18 protein-coding genes and 1 tRNA gene are annotated in these 18,297 nt (G+C 48.5%); 10 read left to right on the top strand and 9 right to left on the bottom strand.

The annotated features are described in order from the left end of the window. Positions 1-44 precede the first annotated feature (44 nt). A complete protein-coding gene (locus A0G03_RS06400) occupies positions 45-1,433 on the bottom strand; it encodes a glycoside hydrolase family 1 protein (protein ID WP_048258676.1) in 1,389 nt (462 codons plus the stop codon). Between A0G03_RS06400 and A0G03_RS06395 the strand changes: the two genes are divergently transcribed. Further along, positions 1,432-1,704 (top strand): hypothetical protein, encoded by a 273-nt coding sequence (locus A0G03_RS06395; RefSeq protein ID WP_048258677.1) that lies wholly within the window; start codon positions 1,432-1,434, stop codon positions 1,702-1,704. The two genes, A0G03_RS06400 and A0G03_RS06395, sit on opposite strands and share 2 nt — an antisense overlap. A gap of 32 nt (positions 1,705-1,736) precedes the next feature. On the opposite strand, the gene A0G03_RS06390 is transcribed toward A0G03_RS06395, so the two are convergent. Next, the gene (locus tag A0G03_RS06390; RefSeq protein WP_048258679.1) at positions 1,737-2,501 is read right to left on the bottom strand and encodes a type 1 glutamine amidotransferase domain-containing protein; all 765 of its coding nucleotides are present in this window, start codon (positions 2,499-2,501) and stop codon (positions 1,737-1,739) included. Positions 2,502-2,679: 178 nt separating this feature from the next. Here A0G03_RS06390 and A0G03_RS06385 point away from each other — a divergent pair, with 178 nt between their 5' ends. Further along, entirely contained in the window at positions 2,680-3,582 is a 903-nt protein-coding gene (locus A0G03_RS06385; RefSeq protein WP_048258680.1) for a LysR family transcriptional regulator, read from the top strand. A gap of 415 nt (positions 3,583-3,997) precedes the next feature. Continuing rightward, a complete protein-coding gene (locus A0G03_RS06380; RefSeq protein WP_048258681.1) occupies positions 3,998-5,989 on the top strand; it encodes an acyltransferase family protein in 1,992 nt (663 codons plus the stop codon). Between the two features lie 453 nt (positions 5,990-6,442). On the opposite strand, the gene A0G03_RS06375 is transcribed toward A0G03_RS06380, so the two are convergent. Continuing rightward, a tRNA-Ile gene (locus A0G03_RS06375) sits at positions 6,443-6,518 on the bottom strand. Positions 6,519-6,658: 140 nt separating this feature from the next. On the opposite strand from A0G03_RS06375, the gene mug reads away from it, so the two are divergent. Continuing rightward, positions 6,659-7,162, top strand: a complete 504-nt coding sequence (gene mug, locus A0G03_RS06370) for a G/U mismatch-specific DNA glycosylase (protein WP_011092295.1) — start codon at positions 6,659-6,661, stop codon at positions 7,160-7,162. Positions 7,163-7,258: 96 nt separating this feature from the next. Here mug and rpoD read toward each other — a convergent pair whose 3' ends face one another. The 3 genes from rpoD to rpsU form a co-directional block, all read right to left on the bottom strand. Then, positions 7,259-9,094: an RNA polymerase sigma factor RpoD gene (gene rpoD / locus A0G03_RS06365; protein ID WP_048258683.1), complete on the bottom strand. Its 1,836-nt coding sequence runs from the start codon at positions 9,092-9,094 to the stop codon at positions 7,259-7,261. Between the two features lie 154 nt (positions 9,095-9,248). After that, a complete protein-coding gene (dnaG, locus tag A0G03_RS06360) occupies positions 9,249-11,003 on the bottom strand; it encodes a DNA primase (protein ID WP_048258685.1) in 1,755 nt (584 codons plus the stop codon). Between the two features lie 153 nt (positions 11,004-11,156). Continuing rightward, entirely contained in the window at positions 11,157-11,372 is a 216-nt protein-coding gene (gene rpsU / locus A0G03_RS06355; RefSeq protein ID WP_001144069.1) for a 30S ribosomal protein S21, read from the bottom strand. A gap of 227 nt (positions 11,373-11,599) precedes the next feature. On the opposite strand from rpsU, the gene tsaD reads away from it, so the two are divergent. Then, entirely contained in the window at positions 11,600-12,613 is a 1,014-nt protein-coding gene (gene tsaD / locus A0G03_RS06345) for a tRNA (adenosine(37)-N6)-threonylcarbamoyltransferase complex transferase subunit TsaD (protein WP_048258686.1), read from the top strand. 99 nt (positions 12,614-12,712) lie between these two features. On the opposite strand, the gene argR is transcribed toward tsaD, so the two are convergent. Next, positions 12,713-13,183: a transcriptional regulator ArgR gene (gene argR, locus A0G03_RS06340; protein ID WP_048258687.1), complete on the bottom strand. Its 471-nt coding sequence runs from the start codon at positions 13,181-13,183 to the stop codon at positions 12,713-12,715. A gap of 469 nt (positions 13,184-13,652) precedes the next feature. Here argR and mdh point away from each other — a divergent pair, with 469 nt between their 5' ends. After that, positions 13,653-14,588 (top strand): malate dehydrogenase, encoded by a 936-nt coding sequence (gene mdh / locus A0G03_RS06335; RefSeq protein WP_048258688.1) that lies wholly within the window; start codon positions 13,653-13,655, stop codon positions 14,586-14,588. A gap of 263 nt (positions 14,589-14,851) precedes the next feature. Here the strand turns inward: mdh and A0G03_RS06325 are convergent, their stop codons facing one another. Beyond that, positions 14,852-15,115 carry a helix-turn-helix domain-containing protein gene (locus A0G03_RS06325; protein ID WP_005971488.1) on the bottom strand — a complete coding sequence of 88 codons (264 nt, stop codon included), beginning with the start codon at positions 15,113-15,115 and terminating at the stop codon, positions 14,852-14,854. 187 nt (positions 15,116-15,302) lie between these two features. Here A0G03_RS06325 and A0G03_RS06320 point away from each other — a divergent pair, with 187 nt between their 5' ends. Continuing rightward, positions 15,303-15,689 carry a DNA-binding protein gene (locus A0G03_RS06320; RefSeq protein WP_048258689.1) on the top strand — a complete coding sequence of 129 codons (387 nt, stop codon included), beginning with the start codon at positions 15,303-15,305 and terminating at the stop codon, positions 15,687-15,689. Positions 15,690-15,937: 248 nt separating this feature from the next. Then, a complete protein-coding gene (locus A0G03_RS06315; protein WP_048258690.1) occupies positions 15,938-16,312 on the top strand; it encodes a DNA-binding protein in 375 nt (124 codons plus the stop codon). Positions 16,313-16,397: 85 nt separating this feature from the next. Here A0G03_RS06315 and ispB read toward each other — a convergent pair whose 3' ends face one another. Next, complete coding sequence (ispB, locus tag A0G03_RS06310; protein WP_048258691.1) at positions 16,398-17,369, bottom strand: octaprenyl diphosphate synthase; 972 nt, start codon at positions 17,367-17,369, stop codon at positions 16,398-16,400. Between the two features lie 256 nt (positions 17,370-17,625). On the opposite strand from ispB, the gene rplU reads away from it, so the two are divergent. Further along, a complete protein-coding gene (rplU, locus tag A0G03_RS06305; protein WP_010283026.1) occupies positions 17,626-17,937 on the top strand; it encodes a 50S ribosomal protein L21 in 312 nt (103 codons plus the stop codon). 18 nt (positions 17,938-17,955) lie between these two features. Then, positions 17,956-18,213, top strand: a complete 258-nt coding sequence (gene rpmA, locus A0G03_RS06300) for a 50S ribosomal protein L27 (RefSeq protein WP_005971498.1) — start codon at positions 17,956-17,958, stop codon at positions 18,211-18,213. The last annotated feature ends 84 nt before the right edge of the window (positions 18,214-18,297 follow it).

Genomic DNA, 18,297 nt, shown 5'->3' with positions numbered 1-18,297 from the left:
ACCAGACGGCGCGGTGTGAACGTGCCGTCTGGTTTTCTCGACAGTTACAACGATTTTCCGTTACTGCTAATCACATCCTGATACCAGTAGAAGCTGTCTTTGCGCCGGCGTTCCAACGTGCCTTTGCCTTCATCATCACGATCGACATGAATAAAGCCGTAGCGTTTTGACATCTGCGCCGTGCCTGCGCTGACTAGATCGATCGGCCCCCAACTGGTGTAGCCAAGCAGTTCGACGCCATCGTCGATGGCTTCACGTACTTGAATCAGATGACGACGCAGATAATCAATGCGGTAGCTGTCGTGAATGCTGCCATCGTCTTCCACCACGTCGCGTGCGCCTAACCCGTTTTCCACGATGAACAGCGGCTTCTGATAGCGGTCATACAGCTCATTCAACAGGAAACGCAGGCCTTCGGGGTCGATCTGCCAGCCCCATTCGGACGCTTCAAGATGCGGGTTAGGAATCAGGCGGATGATGTTGCCGCGTGAAGACTGGTATTTTTCTGGTTCGAAGGTCGCACAGCCACTCATGTAATAGCTGAATGAAACAAAGTCTACGGTGTGGCTCAGATCGTCTTTGTCCTGCGCGGTAATCGTGAGTTCGACATCATTTTCCCGGAAATAACGCTGAATCCACGCCGGATAGGTGCCGCGAACTTGCACGTCACCGAAGAACAGCCATTCCCGATTCTTGTTCTGCGCTTCCAGTACGTCTTTCGGATGACAGGTCATGGGGTAGCGCACCGCGCCCAGCAGCATATTGCCGATTTTGGCATCAGGGATGATGTCGTGACAGGCTTTCACCACGCGTGCACTGGCAACCAACTGATGGTGGATGGCCTGATAAATATCCTGTTTTGAGGGTTCGCCGCTTAGCCCGATACCCGTAAAAGGCGAGTGCAGCGCCATGTTGATTTCATTGAAGGTCAGCCAGTGCTTCACCTTGTCTTTGTAGCGGCTAAAGACGGTACGGGCATATTTCTCAAAATGGTCGATGACGGCGCGGTTGCCCCAGCCTCCCAGTTTTTTCACCAGACCGTATGGCATTTCATAGTGCGACAGCGTAATCAGCGGTTGAATATGATGCTTTGCCATTTCATCAAACAGGCGATCGTAAAAGGCCAAACCCGCTTCGCAGGGTTCTGCTTCATCACCTTCGGGATAAATACGCGTCCAGGCGATGGAGGTGCGTAACACCTTGAAGCCCATTTCGGCGAATAGCTGTATATCCTGCGGATATTGATGATAAAAATCGATTGCCCGATCTTTGATGCAGCTAATGCTCTCATCGCGTTCTGTCACCGGACCATGCACGCCCTTTAGCTGAAGATCGGAGGTCGACACGCCTTTGCCGTCTTCATTCCATGCCCCTTCAACCTGATTTGCTGCGACTGAACCGCCCCATAAAAATCCGTCGGGGAATGCTTTCATGGTATTTCTCCTCATCGTTTTCTACATCATTACGCTGCGCCAGATGGTGGCCTCGCGCTGTCGCGCAGGGAATTACCTGACAACAGGCAAAAAAAAACTTGGGCAGAAGAGAGTAGTGCTACTCACTTCTGCCCAAGTCTCGCCCGCCATTGGCGGTAACGTCTTGTTGGAACACTATACAATCCTGAATCTCTGCGGCAATGCCCCTGTCTGGTTATGTGACTCCGGTCACGACATCTCTGTGGGTGTGATGTGTTGTTGCCAGCGTTAGGTGTTTTGCCCTAACGCCTGCTGATACGGTAATTACGCTTTCGCTTGCAGTGCCTTGACGACAGCTTCGCCGAGCGTTTTAGCGGATGCTGGGTTTTGGCCGGTGATCAGTCGTCCATCAACGACGACTTTATTTTCAAATATCGGGGCTTCTTCAAATGTTGCGCCATCCTTTTTCAGTGCGGCTTCAAGTTCAAAAGGCACAATCTTGTCGTAATGGCGGAATGCCTCTTCTTCTGCCGTAAACCCGGTAAGGTGACGCCCTTTAATTAACAACTCGCCGTTGCTGAGCTTCACATTCAGCAAGCCAGCCGGGCCGTGGCAGACCGCGCTGACGATGCCGTTGTTTTCATATGTTGTACGTACGATGTTGATCAATTCAGGGTTGTTGACGAAATCCCACATTGGCCCGTGTCCGCCGACGAGCAGGATCGCGGTGTACTTAGCAGGATCAACCTTCGCGAGTGGGAGTGAATTGGCCAGCTTGTTGCGATGCTCTGGGTTAGTCCAGAAATTCAGACTTGCCTGGTCTTTGAGATCGAACCCATCGAAGGGCGGTAATCCTCCTTTAGGGCTGGCAATATCGTAATCCAGCCCGGCTTTATCGAAGACTTCAACCGGATGAGTCAGTTCTGGAAACCAGAAACCGCCAACAAGCTCTGGCGTCTTTTTATCCAGGCTGGAGACGACAATTAATACCTTCTCTTCTTTCTGTGCGTTCTGCGCGAAAGTAGGGGAGGCTGCTGCAAATACAGCCATCGCGGCGATAAGGCCTGTACAGCGCTTTATTATTGACATAGAAAATTCCTTCAGCAGGTGGTGTCTGCTGACTATATCTGTGATAACTGGTTGAAAATAGACGGTAAAAATGGAACGTATTGTTTAATAAATCGATGTAATAATTTTGTATTGGCGTGAGAAACTGTCGTAAATTACGTTTGATAATCCCTGTATCGCATGACGATGAGGAATCCTAATGGGGCAATCCGATAGCTTTGATGGACTTGCAGAATTTCTGGCTATAGCGAAACGATTGAGTATTCGCAAAGCGGCGCTCGATCTGGGCAAGACGCCGGGCTCGGTGAGCTTGTCGCTCCAGCGACTGGAACATCGCCTCGGCGTGCCACTTTTCCACCGCACGACGCGCAAGATGGCACTGACAGAAGCGGGAGAAGACCTGTTACTGAAAATTGGACCTGCCGCACAAGCCATCGCGGCAGGTTTTGAAGATGTCGCGCAATCGGCAAAAAAACCGTCGGGGACGTTGAAGCTGATTGTAGAGCGTTTAGCGCTCCCCCATGTTATCGAACCGCTCATTCCAGCATTTCGTCAGGCGTGGCCGAATTTGAATGTCGATATCACGGTGAGTAATCGTCACGATAATTTCGTCTCTGAAGGCTATGATGCCGGCATCATGATCGGTTCGTACATCGAGCAGGATATGATCGCGATACGGCTCTCGCCGCCATTTAAGTGGGCAGTATTTGGATCGCCAGACTATTTTAAAGCGCATGGAAAGCCGAAAGTCACAAGCGATCTGGTGCATCACGAATGTATTCGCTTTCGCCGCCCTGAAAAGGGAGATGTTTATCGGTGGGAGTTTATCGAAAATAAAGAAAGTGTAAGAGTTGAACCAACGGGCACAATTACCGTCAACGATGGCGAGCTAATGCGTAGCCTTGCAGTGAGAGGCGTCGGACTTATTTACTCATCCACTTTCCATACCTCACGCGAACTTGCAAACGGCACGCTGGAAGCGGCATTACTCGATCTCTCGCCGGGAAACGATGGCCTTTTTCTCTATTTCTCAAAAGCCGCGAGGAATCAACCCAAACTGCGTGCATTTATCGACGTGTGTTCGCAGGTTGTTAGGACGTGAATTCTTCTACCCTAATAGTTTCGCAATGAAAATAACTCTGCAAAGCTCCCCTTTTCAGCGGCATGTACGCCAACAGCGGTAAACATCACAATACCGCTCAACACGCAGGTTAAAATCTTACTCATGAGTTCCTTTCAGATATTTATCGTAACTAGCGCTATTTTTATAGTGTATTTCTCTAAAAAATAAACTGATAACAGCACGTAGGAAAACGGTAGGTGCAATGAACGTGGAGTTTGTTGGGGCATTCTGCGGGGGTAAAGTATCTGAATTACTGTTTAGCGTAACGGTTAGATAGGGTAAAAGTTGTTGCTGTTGGTCATCTGAGAGTATAATTTTTACCACTTTTTTACACTCTATCCGGCTAAAATTCTTTGACAAGTTTTGAAGTTTTGCCGAGCGTGAACTTAGCCTAATGACAACATCGAATTCTCATCTTTCACACCCAAAGTACCGCCCCGACATTGACGGATTAAGAGCCGTTGCTGTTCTCTCTGTTGTGGCTTTCCACGCCTTTCCTGATTGGATGAAAGGTGGTTTTATTGGTGTTGATATCTTTTTTGTTATCTCCGGCTTTTTGATTTCCACCATTATTTTCGAGAATCTAGATAAGGGAACATTCAGCTTTTCTGAGTTCTATGCACGCCGTATCAAGCGGATATTTCCCGCCTTGCTACTGGTTTTGACTGTTTCTATTGTATTTGGCTGGTTTGCTTTACTTGCTGATGAGTATAAGCAATTAGGTAAGCATACAATGGCGGGGGTTGGATTTGTTTCCAACTTAGTGCTATGGGGCGAATCTGGCTATTTTGATAATGCCGCAGAAACTAAACCACTTTTGCACTTGTGGAGCTTAGGTATAGAGGAACAATTCTATTTTCTCTGGCCTTTGCTGTGTTGGCTTTTTTGGCGAATGAATTTTCGCCGAATCGCGTTACTACTTAGTTTTATTTTGGCTTCTTTTGTTCTGAATATTTATATGATAAGGAGCGATGGAGTCGCAACGTTTTACTCTCCATTTACCCGATTCTGGGAACTGTTGTTCGGTAGTTTATTGGCGTTTATCGTTCTTTATCACAAGAGCTTTGTCGATAAGTTTCAAAAAAATCAGTTTGTGATAAATGGCTTTTCACTATTTGGTTTTTTGATCTTGGGTTTTGGCTTTTTATCCATCAATAAAGATGCATACTTTCCTGGCTTTTGGGCTCTTATTCCCGTTATTGGTGCTGTTTTAATCATTTTTGCCGGCCCTAATGCGATGCTCAATCGTTTGTTTTTGAGCAATAAGATAGTGGTTTGGTTTGGTTTAATCAGTTTCCCTTTGTACCTATGGCATTGGCCGTTATTGACCTTTTTGAGAATTGTAGAAAGAGGCACGCCAGATCGTTTTTTGCGATTAGCCGCTGTCTTTTTATCGATCTTATTGGCCTGGCTTACGTATAAATTTGTTGAAGGGAAAATAAGAAAATCAAAGGGATATAAATTTGTTGGTACATTGGTTCTTTTAAGTGTTGTACTATTTTTATCTGGTTCTGCTGTTTTTTATAAAGATGGATTTGCAGAACGCAAGGCTGTGACAACGAGTGATTTTACCAAAGAGGTCCAGTATCAGTTTATGGGGCCAATATGGGCCTATACAAAGAATGATATTTGCCTGTCTGAATACCCTTATAAAGATCAGAATACACTCGCTTGGTGGTTCTGCATGAAGAGTGGGACTAAGCCGCCAACGATTCTTCTTTTGGGGAATAGCTACGCAAACCAGCTCTATCCTGGGTTCGCTAAAAATGAAAAGTTGAAGCACCAGACTATACTTTCGATAGGAACGTGTGGGGTTGGTTTTGATAACTCTGGTGACGATCCGAGAAGCCCTTGCTATGGCTCCAGGATAACCGATCAAGCAAAATTTATTGATGACATTATCAAGAGAACACCATCCATAAAATTTGTTATTTTAGACGGTTTGTCACGACAGCCATCTAGCGATGAGATTGCCAGAGTGGTTCAACGCATCGACTTCCTTGAAAAACAGGGGATGAAGGTTATTATTTTTACGCCACACATAAGACCGGGTTTTCATCCAAAGGCCTGCTTTAAATCGCCCCTTAAACAGCATCCAAAGGATTGCTTGGTTTCCTCTGATGTTCGTAGTTCTATTCTGAAAGATTTCAACCCACTGCTCGTGGCGGTTAATAAAACCCACCCCAGCGTGCTTGTTTTTGAACAGAATGATGTATTCTGCGATAGAAAGGACGGTAAATGTTCTTATGTTAAGAATGGCCTTCCATTATATCGTGACGAGGGCCATACCTCAGAATATGCTTCACTGCTGCTTCAGGATTACTTTACTAAGTGGGCATCGAGTCATGTTCCATCGATTCTCGATCCAGCGCCTGCCGACAATTAATAGTGTGAGTACATCTATTTTATTTTCACGCTTTTCTTGAGGTAGTCAGCTTTTCGGCTGGTATTTTCCACTACCAGCCTATGCCTATTCAGATATTCACGGGGCGCTTGCTGTTATAATCATACAGAGAGCACCCCGTGGTTCATTTGATTTTACTCCCCGTTTTGAACAGGTAAAAATCCAGTCTTTCTGTCTGGTATTTCCGGTTAAACCCTTCGATAAAAACACTCTGGTTGACTCGATTTGATAAATCTCAAGCCACGCCATTGAAATGGTAATGGCCGATATTGCGAATACTATGATGTGTTTTTCTCAATCGAGAGGCAGGCGAGTTAATGCTAGTGAGTCGTGGGTGAGGTAAAGCGCTGTGATGGTGTTTGCTAACCACTCATCCTGTTTGAAAACACCCTGGAAAAACAAAGGAGTCACGCTATTAACGCAACTCCTTGAATTTGGTGGCCCCTGCTGGACTTGAACCAGCGACCAAGCGATTATGAGTCGCCTGCTCTAACCACTGAGCTAAGGGGCCGAATGGGCGATGATTATACGGTAATGTGCAGGGGAAGGTCTATAGCCTATCTGCCGGGTGGTGATTTTATACTCAAGATAGCTTGTTGTTATTCTTATCAGAATTTACGATGGGCGTAGTCAACGGCGGTAGGGAAAGACATGATTACCGATATTCTAGCTATGAACCTTCAGGTTGTTTTCTGCGGTATTAACCCAGGGCTGTCGACGGCCCATCACGGTTATCACTTTGCTAATCCCAATAATCGCTTCTGGAAAGTGATTCATCAGGCGGGTTTTACCGAACGTTTGCTGACACCTGCGGAAGAACAGCATCTGCTGGACACGGGATGCGGCATCACCATGCTGGTGGAGCGTCCAACGGTCGAAGCAACCGAGCTGGGACGAGATGAGCTGCTACAAGGCGGGAATGCGATCGTTGAGAAGATGACGCGCTATCAACCGCGTGCGCTGGCCGTGCTGGGTAAGCAGGCGTTCAGTCAGGCGTTTGGTATCAAAAAGGTTTCATGGGGGCGTCAGGAGCGGCGTATTGGTGAGACGCAGGTTTGGGTACTGCCGAACCCTAGCGGGCTGAATCGTGCGACGCTGGAGTCGCTGGTGGCGTCATATCAGGAACTGCATCAGGCATTGCAGGATAACGTATAAGCGCGAGCTGAGTATTCTGACAGGCAAAAAATAACCCCGGCGAGCCGGGGTTATTTAGAGAGAAAGCTATTTAGCGTGGATTAGCTGAGAGATGAATTAATCATCCAGGAAGCTACGCAGCACTTCGGAACGGCTTGGGTGACGCAGTTTACGCAACGCTTTCGCTTCGATCTGGCGAATACGTTCACGGGTAACGTCAAACTGTTTGCCCACTTCTTCCAGCGTATGGTCGGTGTTCATATCGATACCGAAACGCATGCGCAGTACTTTCGCTTCACGCGCAGTCAGGCCAGCCAGTACGTCGTGTGTCGCAGAACGCAGGCTTTCCGACGTTGCGGAATCCAGCGGCAGCTCCAGTGTCGTATCTTCGATGAAATCGCCCAAATGTGAATCTTCATCATCGCCAATCGGGGTTTCCATTGAAATCGGCTCTTTCGCGATCTTCAGCACTTTGCGGATCTTGTCTTCTGGCATCAACATACGTTCAGCCAGCTCTTCCGGCGTTGGCTCGCGACCCATTTCCTGCAACATCTGACGAGAGATACGATTCAGTTTGTTGATCGTCTCAATCATGTGTACCGGAATACGGATAGTACGCGCCTGATCGGCGATAGAACGGGTGATCGCCTGACGGATCCACCAGGTCGCATAGGTCGAGAATTTGTAACCACGGCGATATTCGAACTTATCTACCGCTTTCATCAGACCGATGTTGCCTTCCTGAATCAGATCGAGGAACTGCAAACCACGGTTGGTGTATTTCTTCGCGATAGAAATAACCAGACGCAGGTTGGCTTCCACCATTTCTTTCTTGGCGCGGCGAGCTTTCGCTTCACCAATCGACATGCGGCGGTTGATGTCTTTAACTTGCTCGATAGTCAGACCAGTTTCTTCTTCGATCTGTTGCAGTTTTTGCAGGCTGCGGGTGACGTCTTCTTCAACATCATTCAGCTTTTCAGACCAAGGTTTGCCCATCGCTACTGCTGCGGCAAACCAGCTGTTGTTGGTTTCATTGCCAGTGAACATCGTGACGAAGTTTTTCTTCGGCATTTTGCACTGTTCAACGCACAACTTAATGATCAAACGTTCCTGAGTACGGACGCGATCCATCATGGAACGCATGCTGTTAACCAGGAAATCAAACTGTTTCGGCACCAGGCGGAACTGTTTGAAGACTTCAGACAGGTTCAGGATTTCCTGTGCTGCCAGCGCATGGCTACGACCGTGGGCTTTGATCACCTGGCGAGTCGTTTCATACTGCTCACGCAGTTCGGTGAACTTCTCACGTGCCAGCTCAGGATCGATGCTGTTATCGTCTTCTTCTTCTTCCTCGTCTTCTTCCTCGTCGTCATCGTTTATTTCTTCGCTCGAAAGCTCGGAACCAACGTGAGTCGCGGTAGGGGCAATGTCCTCTTCCGCATTAGGATCGACGAAGCCGATGATCAGATCGGACAGGCGGCTTTCGCCGGCTTCGACACGATCGTATTGTTCCAGCAGATAGGTAATGGCTTCAGGATACTCCGCGACAGAGCACTGAACCTGATTGATACCATCTTCAATACGCTTGGCGATATCGATCTCGCCTTCGCGCGTCAACAGTTCAACGGTACCCATTTCACGCATGTACATGCGAACCGGATCGGTGGTGCGACCAATTTCCGATTCAACACTGGATAGAACCTGCGCAGCAGCCTCTGCCGCATCTTCATCGGCATCATTGGTGTTTTCGGCTAGCAACAGATCGTCAGCATCCGGTGCTTCTTCCATCACCTGGATGCCCATGTCGTTAATCATCTGGATGATATCTTCGATCTGATCCGAGTCGATGATATCTTCCGGCAGATGGTCATTGACCTCAGCATAGGTCAGGTAGCCTTGCTCCTTACCACGGGTAACAAGCAGCTTCAGCTGTGACTGCGGGTTTTGCTCCATAAGACGGTATCCACACTTCAGAGTATTTGGGTTGGTGTCGGTCAGCGTAGTTCGCTAACAATAGCATTAGGGGTATTTTTCTTATCGCCGCGGCCCCTGCAGCGGCTCTTTGCAGGGATCAACCCTGCTATTTATCGGCAATTAAGCCTCTATATCAGTGTTTTCTGGTCAACGCCAGTTGCAACGACCAAAGCTCTTTTTTTTCTTTGGCGTTGAGCCCATGCGTTCTGTCACGGGCAATTAATGTTTCTTGTCGCTGTTTCAGCAGTTGATCGTAGAGCTCTGCCAGACTGATTCTGAACTTCTCGTCTAGCTCTTCCTCTTCGATCATATGGTTCCATGAAGCCATGGTTTCAAGCTGTTTGCGGTACGTGCTGTCGCGATATTTTTCCAACAGCAGACCCATATTCATTCCAGGGCTGGCATTACAGGTTTTCACCAAATCCTGAAAGAGCGATAAACCGGGAACTTTGTCTTCTTCAATCCCTTCCAGCGCGAGGTCAGGAACCTCGGCAGCCAGTCTCGGGTTTTGTACTAAAAGTCCTACAAGTATACGCATAGTTGTGACTTTTAGTTGTGGCGGCTGGTAGGACTGAGCCTGATCTGCCACTTTGGGCAGCAATCTGTCCAACTGACTGTCGTCCAAAATTCCCAGCTTGTTGCCGAGCTGCTGGCGTAAATACAGCCGCAGCGTTTCTCCCGGTACCTGACCTATCAGCGGTAACGCCAGCGTACTGAGCTTGGTACGGCCATCGGGTGAACTCATATCCACCTGCTGTTGCAGTGTTTCAAACAGGAACTGCGACAGCGGCAGAGCGTGTTCCATGCGCTGCTCAAATACGGCTTTGCCTTCTTTACGCACCAGTGTGTCGGGGTCTTCACCGTCCGGCAGGAACATAAAGCGTAGCTGACGACCATCATTCAAATAGGGTAGCGCAGTTTCCAGTGCGCGCCATGCTGCTTCGCGTCCGGCACGGTCGCCGTCGTAACAACACACCACTAGGTCTGTGGCACGAAATAGTAACTGAATGTGATCGGCTGTCGTGGACGTACCCAGCGAGGCCACCGCGTAATCAATTCCAAACTGTGCCAGCGCCACCACATCCATATAGCCCTCAACAACCAACAATCGCTTGAGTTCTGGGTGGTTTTGCTGTGCTTCATACAGGCCGTACAGTTGGCGACCTTTATGAAAAATCTCTGTTTCCGGCGAGTTAAGGTACTTTGGGGTACCGTCGCCTAATACGCGTCCACCGAAGGCGATGACTCGACCCCGTTTATCGCGGATGGGGAACATCACACGCTCGCGGAAGCGGTCATACGTTCGGCCCTGATCGTTAGTCACCAGCATGCCGGCATCGTTCAATGTGCTGCGATCGTCATTATTGCGGCCAAAGCGCTTTAAAACGTTATCCCAGCCGGGCGGAGCGAAACCAATCGCAAAATGGCTGATAACCTCTGCGCTTAAACCGCGCTGTTGCAGATACTGCAACGCTGATGTTCCGATCGATTGGCTCAGTGCTTGCTGATAGAACCCGCTGAGCTGTCCCATCAATTCGTACAGACTTTGCCGTTGGTGACGCTCTAACTGGGTTGGGCCTGTGCCAGTTTCATAAGGCACTTCGAGGCCGTATTGCGTGGCAAGTTCTTCAATGGTTTCAACGAATTCGAGACGATCGTAATTCATCAAAAAGTCAATGGCGTTGCCGTGTGCGCCACAGCCAAAACAGTGATAGAACTGTTTGTCACCGTTTACGGTGAATGAGGGGGTTTTTTCGTGATGGAACGGACAGCACGCATGGTAGTTTTTGCCCTGCTTTTTCAGTTTGACGCGCGCGTCAATGAGATCGACGATGTCGGTGCGAGCCAGCAGGTCATTAATAAATACGCGTGGGATTCGTCCAGCCATAAGCCCCTGGTGTATACCTTTCTGTAACGTGGTTACATTGGATATAGCTTATAAACGACAACAAGCCGCGCTTCCTTTAGGAAAGCACGGCCTTCGTATGCAACTGCTAAGTCTGCGGATTAATCACGCGTTGGAGGGAAACCCTCCTGAAAATTAATACAGACGAGTGCGGCGTGCGTTTTCTCGAGCCAATTTCTTCGCATGACGTTTCACTGCAGAAGCTTTGGCGCGCTTACGTTCGGTCGTTGGTTTTTCATAAAACTCACGACGACGAACTTCAGCCAGAACGCCCGCTTTTTCACAGGAACGTTTGAAGCGACGCAGAGCTACGTCGAACGGCTCGTTTTCACGTACTTTAATTACCGGCATGTGCCTCTCACCTCAATAAATTCGGTTTGCCGCTGGCCTTGTGCCAGCCTTTTCAAAATGGTGCGGAATTCTACTGCAAACGTGACGCCTTTGTAAAGCATTGCGGTGATCATAAAACACCCAACCGCGGCCAGCGCAGAAATCAGGTCGCTTATGGTAGACTATCCGCAGTTTGAAGCAAGCGGCATTTTACGAATGCTCGTATCGTCATCAAAGTAGGAACAGCAATGCGCGTATTGGGTATCGAAACATCCTGTGATGAAACCGGAGTGGCTATTTATGACACGGAAGCGGGTTTGCTCGCCAATCAGCTATACAGTCAGGTCAAATTACATGCTGATTACGGTGGCGTAGTACCTGAGCTCGCCTCACGCGATCACGTGCGCAAAACGGTTCCTCTGATTCAAGCGGCGCTGCGTGAAGCCAGGTTACAGGCTGACGATATCGATGGTGTGGCTTACACCGCTGGCCCTGGTTTGGTTGGTGCGCTATTGGTGGGCGCGACGGTCGGCAGGTCGTTGGCGTTCGCCTGGGGTGTATCAGCGGTTCCTGTACATCATATGGAAGGGCATTTGCTGGCGCCGATGCTGGAAGATAACCCACCAGCGTTCCCCTTCGTTGCGCTGCTGGTTTCTGGTGGTCATACGCAGCTCATCAGCGTGACAGGCATTGGCGAATACCGCTTGCTGGGCGAGTCGGTTGACGATGCTGCGGGTGAAGCGTTTGATAAAACGGCGAAGTTGCTGGGATTGGATTATCCCGGTGGTCCAATGCTATCGAAAATGGCGCAGGCAGGTGATTCTCAACGTTTTACATTCCCGCGTCCGATGACCGATCGTCCGGGGTTGGATTTCAGTTTTTCTGGGCTAAAAACGTTTGCTGCCAATACGATTCGTAGCAACGGCGATGACGACCAAACGCGTGCCGATATTGCGCGTGCTTTTGAGGATGCCGTCGTGGATACGCTGGCCATCAAGTGTCGTCGTGCATTGGATGATACGGGCTTTAAACGACTCGTCATGGCTGGTGGTGTGAGCGCAAATCGGACATTGCGCCAGCGCTTAGGTGAAGTGATGGCAAAACGCGGTGGTGAAGTGTTTTATGCGCGTCCCGAATTCTGCACGGATAATGGCGCGATGATTGCCTATGCGGGCAGCGTACGTCTGCTGCATGGCGCAAGCCAGACGCTGGGCGTATCCGTTCGTCCACGTTGGCCGTTGGCTGAATTACCTGCGGTGTAAAAATGCCTGAGCGATACTTGCTACGTGTAGCGGCCTACACGTAGCGAGGAAGACGCAGCAAAGAATTGAGTAACCAAAAACGGCAGCGGACAAGTGGAATTACAGCTCTTGTTCGAAGAGCACCAGAATCGCTTCGTAAAGCTGTTTGACGCTGAAGCCTCTTGCTGGGGTGGTGAAGATGGTGTCATCACCGGCGATGGTGCCAAGAATCCCTTCTGACTTCCCTAGTGAGTCCAGCAGACGAGCAATGAGCTGTGCGGCACCTGGGCTGGTATGTATGACGACGACCGAGTCGTTGTAGTCAACGTCGAGCACAAGGTTCTTCAGCGGGCTGGATGTGGTAGGGACGCCGAGTTCAGCAGGGAGGCAATACACCATTTCCATTTTTGCATTGCGTGTGCGCACCGCGCCAAATTTCGTTAGCATGCGTGACACTTTGGATTGGTTGATGTTTTCAAATCCTTCGTCTTGCAATGCCTGAACAATCTCACTTTGAGAGCTGAACTTCTCTTCCTTTAACAGCGCTTTGAACGCTTTAACGAGGTCTTCTTGTTTTGTCGAATTTCGCATTCTGCACCGGATTAATTGTTATGATTAATCTTTCTATTATGCAGTTGTGTGAATTTTTATGCAATTAAATCGCCTATAATTCCAGTCTATTTCCCCATATATGCGCTAGTCGCTGTTTTCAAAAAAATTCATCCTATCGGGTAGTCCGAGAAATGCGTCCTGCGTCACATAAAAGTAAATCAAATGTTATCAGAATGATGTTGTTTGGACGCCATTGATCGGTGTAATGTAGCCCACTGGTTAAACGTACGTGAATGAACACCACGTTATAGCTCAATAGCTTATTAACTTTACTTACCTTTCAAACGAATGATTGTTTTTGATTTATTATTAGAGACATAGCGAATTCTTTGTCTCTCGTTCATTTGTAGAAAGATAAGTAGACTGATTTTATCCCCATTTTTATATTCTGTTTATAACCAAATGAATTCACGGCACTTTTTTATTTTACGATAATAAGGAGTTTAGGATGAAAGTTGCAGTTCTCGGAGCAGCAGGTGGTATCGGTCAGGCACTCGCACTCCTCCTCAAAACCCAGCTTCCTTCAGGTTCAGAACTATCCCTCTACGATATCGCGCCGGTAACGCCGGGTGTTGCCGTCGACCTGAGCCATATTCCTACAGCAGTGAAGATCAAAGGCTATAGCGGTGAAGATGCTAAACCGGCGCTTGTTGGCGCGGATATCGTGCTGATTTCCGCAGGTGTGGCACGTAAACCTGGTATGGATCGTTCCGATCTGTTCAACGTCAATGCTGGCATTGTGCGTAATCTGGTTGAGCAAATTGCGGTTACCTGCCCGAAAGCCTGCATCGGTATCATTACCAACCCAGTGAACACGACCGTTGCCATCGCAGCCGAAGTGCTGAAAAAAGCAGGCGTGTATGACAAAAACAAACTGTTCGGCGTAACCACGCTGGATATCATCCGTTCCAACACGTTCGTTGCTGAGCTGAAAGGCAAACAGCCGCAGGATATTAATGTGCCGGTTATCGGCGGGCACTCTGGCGTGACGATTCTGCCTCTGCTGTCTCAGGTGCCAGGCATTAGCTTCAGCGAGCAGGAAGTGGCCGATCTGACCAAGCGCATTCAGAATGCGGGCACCGAAGTTGTTGAAGCCAAAGCTGGTGGCGGATCGGCAACGTTGTCTATGGGTCAGGCTGCTGCGCGTTTTGGTCTGTCTCTGGTTCGCGCACTGCAAGGTGAAAGCGGTGTGGTTGAGTGTGCATACGTTGAAAGCGATGGCAAACATGCGCGCTTCTTCGCACAGCCAATTTTATTAGGCAAAGATGGTGTCGCTGAGCGTAAAGATATCGGCGCATTAAGTGCGTTTGAGCAAAACGCACTTAACAGCATGCTGGATACGCTGAAGCAGGATATTGAGTTAGGCGAGACGTTCATCAAGTAATTGATTACCCGTCATACTTCAAGCTGCATGTGCGTTGGCAATACTTGGCTCATTTCTGAGCCTCGCCCTAGAGGGCCGTCGCAAGCGACGTTCAAATTGGCTAAGCCAATTTTTCCTCGCTCACCCCAGTCACTTACTTATGTAAGTGACTGGGGACTCTCTGCGTCGCCGCCTGCCTGCAACTCGAATTATTTAGGGTATTATTGAATGTTAATAATACGCAGAATAAAAAGCCGGAGATGTCTATCTCCGGCTTTTCTTTTTTAATCGGGGCGGATGAGTTTTTTTCTATCGATGAGCTCATTGGTCTCTGGATTGTAGTACCGGCTGGGCCAAATCTCTGATGGATGAATACTCAGCGCATCGGCGATAAGCCATTCTCCCTTGGGCCAAGGGCGTGAGAGCGCGTTGGCTAGCGTAGATGAGCTTAATCCGGCCGCTCGCGATACCGCCGCCAGCGTCGTATTTTTCTTGCGCAGTGCAGCAATGATATCAGCGGGATGCCAGTCTTGTTTCCTTAAAATCATAATCCTTCCCTTATTTGCTATAAGACGACTGTAGATTAGTGGTATAAATAACGGATGTTAGTTATATGCCGAGCTAACATGACATTATTATTTGGAAATAATATAGCATTAATTTTTCTTAAAATTCTCAATTAATTTCCAAATAAGCGCGTTTTTGTTAGGGATGGCACTATCAGGATGAATGGCAATGAAAAAAGAGTGGTTTGCTACCAGCGAATTGGTTGGAGTCGGCGGCCTTCCGAAATCAAGACAAGGATTAAATAAGCGCGCCCGCGAGGATGGATGGGAGAAACGCCGCCGTAAAGGCGTCCAGGGAAGAGGAGTGGAATATTCAATTCACAGCTTGCCGGATACGGTAAAAAAGTCCCTATTACTCGAAAACGAGCCTTCCGCCTACTCGGCGAAACAGCCTGCGGCACTAGCCGTATGGATGCAGATTTATCAGCAACTATCTGAAAAAGAAAGAGATGAGCTAATCGCTTATATTTTGCGAATCGGTGTGTCCGCCACACTGAGCCAGTTAGGTATTACGCCGTCGGATGAGGAACCACTCTCATCGATGGTGATTGACTGATTCGCAGCTGACGATCTCTCCGAACGTTAATCATCAGCGATGAAAAGAAGCTGTATTTTCTTTTGTTTTGTCGCATTTTTTTAGCTGCGGTGTTTGGACATCGCGCTAGATTTCATCATTTCTTCTATGTCTTAGGTGTGTCGGTAACGTGTAATGGTTAGCGGTTTAGGTAATTATAGTCTATTATATGGAAACTTTTGGGCGAGTTGACGTAATGCCTGTTCAAAACAAACAAGGGAGTGACGAGTATGGACAAAGAATGGTTTGCAACAAGTGAGCTGGTTGGCGTAGGTGGATTGCCTAAATCACCGCAGGGGCTGAACAAACGGGCGCGTGACGACGGTTGGGAAAAGCGCAGGCGGAAAGGGGTTCAAGGGCGTGGCGTCGAGTACTCCATTCGCAGTTTGCCGAATGAAGTCAGGCATTCTCTGTTAGTGAAAGAGAATCCGCCAACAGAATATTATCGTATTGATAATGAGCCGACCCTGCTGTCGTCATGGGTGCATATTTTCCATCAGCTATCCGTTGATGAACGAGCCCGACTGATTAATTTCATCTTGCGTGAAGGAACAATAGCGATGTTGTCTCGACTGGATGATGTCACGCTCGATCAAACCGCCTAGTCTGTCGAGCGAGTAGCGCTGCAAGGCAGCGCTACTTAGGCCGAATCTGAATCAACGATCTTGTCAGATAAAATCCCACACCACGTTAGAAATCGCGCTGTACGGCCAAGTGGGCGAGGCCTTCAAGCGCCATGCGGTATGGTGTGTCTGGTAGATGCTGTAGTGCGCTGATTGCTTTATCAGCCTCTTCTTCAGCACGCTGACGCGTATAATCAAGCGAACCACATTGCTGCATCGCGGCAAGAACCGGTTCCAGCAAATGACGTCCGTTTCCTTCTTCAATTGCCTTACGAATCAGCGAGCTCTGTTCCGCATTACCTTTACGCATGGCATGCAACAGTGGCAGCGTTGGTTTGCCTTCATTGAGATCATCGCCCGTGTTTTTGCCTAGCGTTTTACCGTCTGCACTGTAGTCAAGCAGATCGTCAATTAACTGGAACGCGGTGCCTAGGTAGCGGCCATAGTCCTGAAGTGCTTTTTCTTGCTCTGGCGTAGCGCCCGCAAGGATGGATGAAGATTGCGCTGCGGCTTCAAATAAACGCGCTGTTTTGCTGTAAATGACGCGCATATAACTTTCTTCGGTGATATCCGGGTCGTTGCAATTCATTAACTGCAAGACTTCCCCTTCCGCAATCACGTTGACCGCTTCTGACATTAGTGCCAGCACGCGTAAGGATTCGAGGCTGGTCATCATCTGGAAGGCGCGGGTGTAGATGAAATCACCAACCAGCACGCTCGCTGCGTTGCCAAAGGCCGCATTTGCTGTCGCTTTACCCCGGCGCATGTCAGATTCATCTACCACATCATCATGCAGCAGCGTTGCGGTATGGATAAATTCGATCAGTGCTGCGACAGTGACGTGTTTATCACTGTTATAGGCAAGGGCTCTAGCTGCAAGCACAGCAATCATTGGACGTATACGTTTCCCGCCACCGCTGATGATGTAATGACCAAGCTGGTTGATCAAAACGACGTCGGAATTCAGTTGTTCAAGAATGACTTTATTAACAGCAGCCATATCATGCGCGGTTAATGTTGTAATTTGTTCTAGGTTCATGGTTTGTGCCAACGTATGTCTTCAACACTGCCGTAAGATTACTGTTGCATATCGGCAAGACGAAACTGATTGAGCCGATTGTACTTGAAAAATGAGAGAGATAAACGGCAGTTCATTCGTTGTATTCTTTTTCTTCACATCCGTTGATTATGCACTTGTCATCCTCAGTATTTTTGCGTAGAATTCGCGCCCTATTATGAATATTTATAGCGCGCTCTGAAACCTATTAATGGGTGCGCGGAAAGCGGAGTTTTATATGTACGCAGTTTTCCAAAGTGGTGGTAAACAACACCGAGTAAGCGAAGGGCAAACCGTTCGCTTGGAAAAGCTGGACATCGCAACTGGTGAAGCCGTTGAGTTTGACCAAGTTCTGATGGTTGCCAATGGTGAAGAAATCAAAATCGGCGTTCCTTTTGTCGATGGCGGTAAAATCAAAGCTGAAGTTGTTGCTCATGGTCGTGGCGAAAAAGTGAAGATCGTTAAGTTCCGTCGCCGTAAACACTACCGTAAGCAAGCAGGCCACCGTCAGTGGTTCACTGACGTGAAAATTACCGGCATCAGCGCTTAAGACTAGGAGAGCGGATAAATGGCACACAAGAAAGCTGGCGGTTCAACCCGCAACGGTCGTGATTCTAACGCACAACGTCTGGGCGTAAAACGTTTTGGCGGCGAAAGTGTACTGGCTGGCAACATCATCGTTCGTCAACGTGGCACCAAATTCCACGCAGGAACTAACGTTGGTTGCGGGAAAGACCATACTCTGTTTGCTTTGACTGACGGTAAAGTTCAGTTTGAAGTTAAAGGCCCGAAAAACCGTAAATTTATCAGCATCGTTGCTGAATAATTTTCCGCGTTAGGTCTTACGGATTTAAGCCCCGCAATTCTTTGCGGGGCTTTTTACATTCTGATTCTGAGTAAGCCATCTGGA

Origin of the sequence: Pectobacterium peruviense (assembly GCF_002847345.1) — a bacterium.
Taxonomy (GTDB): domain Bacteria; phylum Pseudomonadota; class Gammaproteobacteria; order Enterobacterales; family Enterobacteriaceae; genus Pectobacterium; species Pectobacterium peruviense.
This window is presented reverse-complemented; position numbering and strand designations above follow the sequence as displayed.

What these genes read in the sequence shown, in the direction of transcription:
- dnaG (WP_048258685.1), bottom strand. Translation starts at nt 11,003, where the DNA reads ATGGCTGGACGAATCCCACGCGTATTTATTAATGACCTGCTGGCTCGC.
- rpsU (WP_001144069.1), bottom strand. Translation starts at nt 11,372, where the DNA reads ATGCCGGTAATTAAAGTACGTGAAAACGAGCCGTTCGACGTAGCTCTG.
- A0G03_RS06315 (WP_048258690.1), top strand. Translation starts at nt 15,938, where the DNA reads ATGGACAAAGAATGGTTTGCAACAAGTGAGCTGGTTGGCGTAGGTGGA.
- rpmA (WP_005971498.1), top strand. Translation starts at nt 17,956, where the DNA reads ATGGCACACAAGAAAGCTGGCGGTTCAACCCGCAACGGTCGTGATTCT.
- argR (WP_048258687.1), bottom strand. Translation starts at nt 13,183, where the DNA reads ATGCGAAATTCGACAAAACAAGAAGACCTCGTTAAAGCGTTCAAAGCG.
- A0G03_RS06325 (WP_005971488.1), bottom strand. Translation starts at nt 15,115, where the DNA reads ATGATTTTAAGGAAACAAGACTGGCATCCCGCTGATATCATTGCTGCA.
- A0G03_RS06320 (WP_048258689.1), top strand. Translation starts at nt 15,303, where the DNA reads ATGAAAAAAGAGTGGTTTGCTACCAGCGAATTGGTTGGAGTCGGCGGC.
- A0G03_RS06385 (WP_048258680.1), top strand. Translation starts at nt 2,680, where the DNA reads ATGGGGCAATCCGATAGCTTTGATGGACTTGCAGAATTTCTGGCTATA.
- mdh (WP_048258688.1), top strand. Translation starts at nt 13,653, where the DNA reads ATGAAAGTTGCAGTTCTCGGAGCAGCAGGTGGTATCGGTCAGGCACTC.
- A0G03_RS06380 (WP_048258681.1), top strand. Translation starts at nt 3,998, where the DNA reads ATGACAACATCGAATTCTCATCTTTCACACCCAAAGTACCGCCCCGAC.
- A0G03_RS06390 (WP_048258679.1), bottom strand. Translation starts at nt 2,501, where the DNA reads ATGTCAATAATAAAGCGCTGTACAGGCCTTATCGCCGCGATGGCTGTA.
- A0G03_RS06395 (WP_048258677.1), top strand. Translation starts at nt 1,432, where the DNA reads ATGGTATTTCTCCTCATCGTTTTCTACATCATTACGCTGCGCCAGATG.
- mug (WP_011092295.1), top strand. Translation starts at nt 6,659, where the DNA reads ATGATTACCGATATTCTAGCTATGAACCTTCAGGTTGTTTTCTGCGGT.
- ispB (WP_048258691.1), bottom strand. Translation starts at nt 17,369, where the DNA reads ATGAACCTAGAACAAATTACAACATTAACCGCGCATGATATGGCTGCT.
- A0G03_RS06400 (WP_048258676.1), bottom strand. Translation starts at nt 1,433, where the DNA reads ATGAAAGCATTCCCCGACGGATTTTTATGGGGCGGTTCAGTCGCAGCA.
- rpoD (WP_048258683.1), bottom strand. Translation starts at nt 9,094, where the DNA reads ATGGAGCAAAACCCGCAGTCACAGCTGAAGCTGCTTGTTACCCGTGGT.
- rplU (WP_010283026.1), top strand. Translation starts at nt 17,626, where the DNA reads ATGTACGCAGTTTTCCAAAGTGGTGGTAAACAACACCGAGTAAGCGAA.
- tsaD (WP_048258686.1), top strand. Translation starts at nt 11,600, where the DNA reads ATGCGCGTATTGGGTATCGAAACATCCTGTGATGAAACCGGAGTGGCT.